This window comes from Campylobacter sp. 2457A (genome assembly GCF_020135895.1).
In the GTDB taxonomy this organism is placed as follows: Bacteria; Campylobacterota; Campylobacteria; order Campylobacterales; family Campylobacteraceae; genus Campylobacter_D; species Campylobacter_D taeniopygiae.
This window is the reverse complement of the sequence record NZ_JACHTO010000037.1, coordinates 1-5,996: the sequence shown is the minus strand read 5'-3', so window position 1 is coordinate 5,996 and position 5,996 is coordinate 1. Positions and strand designations below refer to the sequence as shown.

The 5,996-nt window shown below is 30.7% G+C and carries 5 protein-coding genes; 2 read left to right on the top strand and 3 right to left on the bottom strand.

The annotated features are described in order from the left end of the window. The 3 genes from H2280_RS07880 to H2280_RS07870 all read right to left on the bottom strand — a co-directional run. Positions 1-974, bottom strand: a 974-nt coding sequence (locus H2280_RS07880) for an asparaginase (RefSeq protein ID WP_337216185.1), incomplete at its 3' end; no start/stop codon positions are given. Beyond that, positions 971-2,572 (bottom strand): single-stranded-DNA-specific exonuclease RecJ, encoded by a 1,602-nt coding sequence (recJ, locus tag H2280_RS07875; RefSeq protein ID WP_337216184.1) that lies wholly within the window; start codon positions 2,570-2,572, stop codon positions 971-973. The genes recJ and H2280_RS07880, both read right to left, overlap by 4 nt. After that, positions 2,559-4,193, bottom strand: coding sequence for a CTP synthase (locus H2280_RS07870; RefSeq protein ID WP_137624537.1), 1,635 nt, complete (start codon positions 4,191-4,193; stop codon positions 2,559-2,561). Before H2280_RS07870 ends, recJ begins: the two co-directional genes overlap by 14 nt. A gap of 124 nt (positions 4,194-4,317) precedes the next feature. Here H2280_RS07870 and thyX point away from each other — a divergent pair, with 124 nt between their 5' ends. Both thyX and H2280_RS07860 read left to right on the top strand, forming a co-directional pair. Further along, entirely contained in the window at positions 4,318-4,941 is a 624-nt protein-coding gene (thyX, locus tag H2280_RS07865) for an FAD-dependent thymidylate synthase (protein WP_137624536.1), read from the top strand. A 125-nt stretch (positions 4,942-5,066) separates the two neighbouring features. Beyond that, positions 5,067-5,996: cache domain-containing protein (locus H2280_RS07860; RefSeq protein ID WP_337216183.1), on the top strand; the 930-nt coding region annotated here is incomplete at its 3' end.

Sequence of the window (5,996 nt, the reverse complement as noted above, 5' to 3'; positions counted from 1 at the left end):
AAATTTTGAATTATTTTAGAATTTTTGGTTTTGGTAAGTGCCAACATGAGTAAAATTCTAGCTTTTTGTGGATTTAAATCTTGGGTGCAAATAAAACCGAGATCTTCATCTTCTTTGCTTAAAATAACTTCTCCTGCTTGTATGCGTGAGCTGATTGCAACGATAAGATTTTTTTTCATAAGCTCTTTTAATATATTTTTTTGATTTTCATGGATATTTCCCGATCCACTTCCTGCTATCACCAAAGCTTGAGTTCCATTTTCAAATAGAGCTTTTGCTGCAACGCCACTTCCATCATTAGAATAGGTATAAAGTATATCAACTTTGGGCAAGTCTTCAAGATGATCGATATCAAATGGAGTATTTTTGGTATGTAATTTTTTAATTGTGTTATAAAAATATACTTTTCCATCTAAAATATACCCCAAATCTCCAAAATTTGGAGAAGAAAAAGCATCCAAATTTAAAGTATGAGTTTTTACTGCTGCTCTAGCACTTAAAATTCGATCGTTCATAACAATCATAACGCCTTTATTTTTAGATTTCTCATTAATGGCTAAAGCCACAGCATTATATAAATTTTTAGATCCATCTGCACTCATAGCTGTAGAAGGACGCATCGCACCTGTTAAGATAACCGGTTTATCGCTTTTAATGGTTAAATTTAAAAAATACGCAGTCTCTTCCATGGTATCTGTTCCATGAGTTACCACAACGGCATCTATTTCATCTTTAGTTAAAAGCTTATTGATTTTTTTAGCAAGATTTAGCTGAATTTCATTAGACATATTAGAACTATCTATATTGGATATCTGATAACCTACAATTGTTGCAAATTCTTTAATTTGAGGCACAGCATCAAGCAAAACTTCTATATTTAAAGCTCCTGCTTTATAGCCCGTTGTCGTAATAGCATCATCAATAACTCCTGCTATAGTTCCACCTGTTGCTAAAATTGCAATTTTTGGCTTCATTGATCAATCCTGCGTATCTTTTCTTCAGTTAAAATTTCTTTTATGATAAATTGAGGAGTTAAAAGTCCCCTAAATTCATTTTTAGAAATACTTCCTAATATATTAATATTTTCATCGATGCTTGGCTCTTTGTCAAAATTAAAAAACAAAGCTTCAACAACCTTATTTTCTTTAGATAAAACTAATTTTAAATGTTTTTCATTTTTTCCTAAAATTTTTTTATTTTTCACTTTTAGATTTTCTAAGACAAAAAAAGGGCGAGGATTTTTATGGCCAAAAGGTTCGAAAGATTCTAAAATTTCTAACATTTCAAAATCAATTTCATTTGGATCTAAAACCCCTAAAATTTCATCAGTGTCTAAAAATTCATTATCAGGAATTTTTGCACATTCTTGCTGGATTAGAATTTTAAATTTTTCAAAATTTTGTGCATTTAAACTCATGCCTGCAGCACCTTTATGCCCTCCATAATTACTTAATAAAGAATTAGCTTTAGAGATTAAAGATAAAATATCAATCTTTCCAACACTTCTAGCGCTACCTTTTAAATAATCCTCATTTTGGGAAAACACAAAGGCAGGTTTGTTAAAATGTTTCGACAAGCGACTCGCTACTATACCCAAAACCCCTTCATGCCAATTTATCCCAGATACCACAATACAAGAATCTTGATCATTAATTTGACTTAAACTTTCTTCAAAAAGCTGTTTTTCTTCATCTTTTCTATTTTCGTTAAAATTAACAATCTGCTCTAGATACTCTAAGGCTTTATTTAAATCTTTAGTGTGCAAAAATTCATAAGAAATGCTAGCATCATCCATTCTTCCGGCACTATTAATAAGTGGAGCGATTAAAAATCCTATGCTATCTAGAGAAAATTTATCCTTTTGATAATAATTTTTAATAGCCTTAAAAGCTGCTCTTTTAGATTTGTTAATAAAATCAATGCCTCTTCTTACTAAAGCACGGTTTAAGTCTCTAAGCTCCATCATATCAGCAATTATAGCAATAGCTAATAATTCTAAAAATCGACTCATATCGTATTTTAGTTTGCAAACCTCTTTTAAAGCAGCGATCAAATACCATGCCACTTGTGCTCCACAAATTTCAATATCTGGAAATTCGCAATCTTTTTGCTTAGGATTGATTATTGCAAAAGCATCAGGCAAAATATCTTGAGGCATGTGATGATCAGTAATGATTAGATCAATATTTTTTTCTTTGCAAAGTTTAGCAGCTTCAAGTGCTGCTATACCATTATCTACGGTAATAATTAAATCGACATCAAGCTCATTAATAATTTCAGAATTTAACCCATACCCATCTTTAAAGCGATTTGGAATTCTAACGATATAATCAAAACCTATATCATCAAAAAATTCCGCCATAATCACACACGATACTATACCATCAACATCATAATCACCTACAATAGCAATTTTTTCATTTTTTTCTATCGCACTTTTTATGCGTTCTGCTGCTTTATAAATATCTTTTAAGCAACACGGCAACGGCAAATCACAAAGTTTAGTATGAAGATCTTTTTCAAAACGTGAAGCTAAAATTTTTTTAACTTCACTTTTATCAATCTTTTTCATGTTTGATTGCTGCCTCAATAAATCCAAAAATCACTGGATTTGCATGCTCTAATCTTGAAGTGAATTCAGGATGGAACTGCACGGCTAGGAAAAATGGATGCGAATTTAACTCTATAGCCTCGATAAGCCCTTGACTTTCTCCACTTACAATAAGTCCATTATTTTCAAAATCTTTACGGTATTTTGGATTGGCTTCATAACGATGACGATGACGCTCTTTTACGCTTTTTGTATTACCATAAACTCTTGCTAAAATTGTTTTAGGCTTAATCTCACACTCATAAGCACCCAAACGCATCGTTCCACCCAAAGGTGTTTTAGCGGTTCTAATTTGTTTTTTTCCATTAGAATCAATGAATTCATCAATCAAATAAATAATAGGATTTTTACACTTTTCATCAAATTCGCTTGAATTAGCATCTTTTAATTTTAAAACATTTCTAGCAAATTCTACTAAAGCTAACTGCATACCCAAACAAATACCTAAAAAAGGAATTTTATTTTCTCTTGCATAATTAATCGCTTTTATTTTCCCCTCTACGCCACGATTTCCAAAGCCTCCTGCAACCAAAATTCCGCTCACATCTTTAAATGCTTCAGATGATTCTAAATTTTCAAGCTTTTCGCTATCGATCCATTTAAGCTCCACTCTCGTATCAAGTGCTGCACCCGCATGTATAATAGCTTCAGTAAGACTTTTATAACTTTCTTTTAAATCAACATATTTTCCTACAAACGCAATTTTAACTTCATTGCTTGGTGCAATCACCCTTTTTACCAAACTATTCCAATTTTGCATATCAGGTTTTGAAATTTTAAGATCTAATATACTTGCAATTGGATTTAATATATCTTGTTTTAAAAAATTAAGCGGAATTTGATAAATACTTGCTGCATCTATACTTTCTATAACGCAATTTTTTTCCACTCCGCAAGAAATAGCAATTTTGTCTTTTAAATCCCTATCTAAAGATTTTTCACTGCGACAAATTATCATATCAGGACTGATTCCTATACGTCTTAATTCGCCTACGCTATGTTGAGTAGGTTTGGTTTTTAATTCCCCTGCCGCTTTTATAAAAGGCACTAATGTAAGATGTATATTCATAGCATTATTTTTGCCTACTTCTAAACGTAAAGCACGAATGGCCTCTAAAAAAGGAAGGCCTTCTATGTCACCAACCGTTCCTCCAATCTCTACAATTAAAACATCTTTTCCTTCACCAGCTTTTTGGATACGATCTTTAATCTCACCTACAATATGAGGAATCACTTGGATCGTTTTTCCAAGATATTCTCCACGCCTTTCTTTCTCGATAACGCTTTGATAAACACGTCCTGTTGTAAAATTATTATCTTGAGACAAACTTTCATCTAAGAAACGCTCATAATGTCCCAAATCTAGATCCGTTTCCGCCCCATCATCGGTTACGAAAACTTCTCCATGTTCAAAAGGACTCATAGTGCCAGGATCAACATTAATATAAGGGTCTGCTTTAAGTATGCTTACTTTCAAACCTGAATTTTTTAAAAGTGTAGCAATGGAAGCTGCAGCAATTCCTTTTCCTAAAGAACTTAAAACTCCACCAGTTACAAAGATATATTTTGTTTGTTTTTTCATCGCTTTAATCAACCTTGATTTTTTAATTTAATTATAACTTGATAAAACTTTTTATTTCATTAGAATTTTAAGTAAAAAATGCAAGAATTATAAAAAACAAAAATTTCATTTTCAAGGAAAAATTATGAAAATCACTCTACTTTTTCACACTCCACTTTCCGTATGCTCTCATGCGACAAGAACTTGTTGGCAAAGTTTTGAAAAGGGTGATTGTGGTGGCGAAAAAGATAAAGAGCTTATTGATCGCGTTGGCAATAAATTTAAACATGCCTCAACTTTAGAACATTTAAATTATACTTTTTATATCCAAGGAATTTCAAGAGCTTGTTTGCAAGAAGTTGCACGTCATCGTCATACTAGTCCTAGTGTAAAAAGCACAAGATACACTTTAAAAGAACTTCGCAATGAAAATGAATTTAAAGTTGGAGATTTTGAAAATGCTAGTCGATATTTGGTGCTTTGTGGAAATGAAGAGGTGGATAATGCTAGTATTAAAGCTTTGGAAAATTTAAGACTGATCTTACAAAAAAGCATTAGTTTAGATATAGCTAAGTATTGCTTACCAGAAAGCTATAAAACTGAACTGACTTTAACCATAAATGCTAGGAGTTTGCAAAATTTCATTTCACTTCGCAGCTCAAAATCCGCTCTTTGGGAAATTAGAAATTTAGCCAATGCCTTATTTGAAGCTTTACCAGAAGAACATCGATTTATTTTTGAACATTGTTTGCATAAAGATATAGAATAATTTTGTAAGCAAAATTCTAAATAGTAAAAAAATCTTGATCTAAATATTTAATTAATAAATAAATTATATTTTTATAAAATATCATCTTTAATATTTTTTAAAAATAAAATAGGTGGTATTTAAAGATGAGTATAAAAATTAAAATGTCTTTAATAGCTAATATAATAGCTATTATTTGTCTGCTTGCTTTAGGTATTGTAACTTTTATTTTTGTTAAAGATGCCTTACTAAAACAAGTAATCTCAACTCAAACTAACTACGTTAAAACTGCAAAAAGTTCTATGGCAAATTATAACGAGGTTAAACTAACCGTTCTTAAGGAACTCGCCAATAGTTTAAGTAAATTACCTCTTAGCAGTTTTAGCGATGAAAAAGCTGTTTTAGATAATGCAGGCTTAATTTTTCAAAATTATAGAAAAGGTGGTGATTTATTAGCAGCTTATATAGGTTTATCAAATGGTGAATATATTGGAAGCGATCCAAGAAGTGATAAAAAAAATGTTGATGCTATTATTTATGGAAAAGCTAATAACTATGATTCTAGGAATAGAGATTGGTATAAAAATGCAAAGGAGCAAAATGGTATATACGAATCTCCTTCTTATATAGATACTGCATCCAATCTTCCTTGTTTTACCTATTCTATGCCTTTTTATAAAGATGGTAAGTTTATTGGAGTTTTAGCGATTGATGTTTCAAATGCAAATTTACAAAAACAATTTGATAAATTATCAGGAGATGTTTTCGTTTTTGATCAAAAAAATTATGTTTTTGTTTCTTCAAATAAGGCATTTTTGGGACAAAATTCAAATATTCCAAATATAGAAAGCAAATTTAAACAAACTGGAGATTATAATTCTTTTTCTTATACAAGAATTCAAGGGGGTGATAGATTAGCTATGTGCTCTCAATTTAATAATTATACAATTTGTTCATCTGAACCAGTAGAAGCAATCCAAAAACAAGTCTCTAAAATAGCTTATATACAAATTATTATAGTAGTTGTAATTATTATTATTAGTATTGTTTTGCTCTACGCATTAACAGCCAAACTC

What these genes read in the sequence shown, in the direction of transcription:
- H2280_RS07870 (WP_137624537.1), bottom strand. Translation starts at nt 4,193, where the DNA reads ATGAAAAAACAAACAAAATATATCTTTGTAACTGGTGGAGTTTTAAGT.
- recJ (WP_337216184.1), bottom strand. Translation starts at nt 2,572, where the DNA reads ATGAAAAAGATTGATAAAAGTGAAGTTAAAAAAATTTTAGCTTCACGT.
- thyX (WP_137624536.1), top strand. Translation starts at nt 4,318, where the DNA reads ATGAAAATCACTCTACTTTTTCACACTCCACTTTCCGTATGCTCTCAT.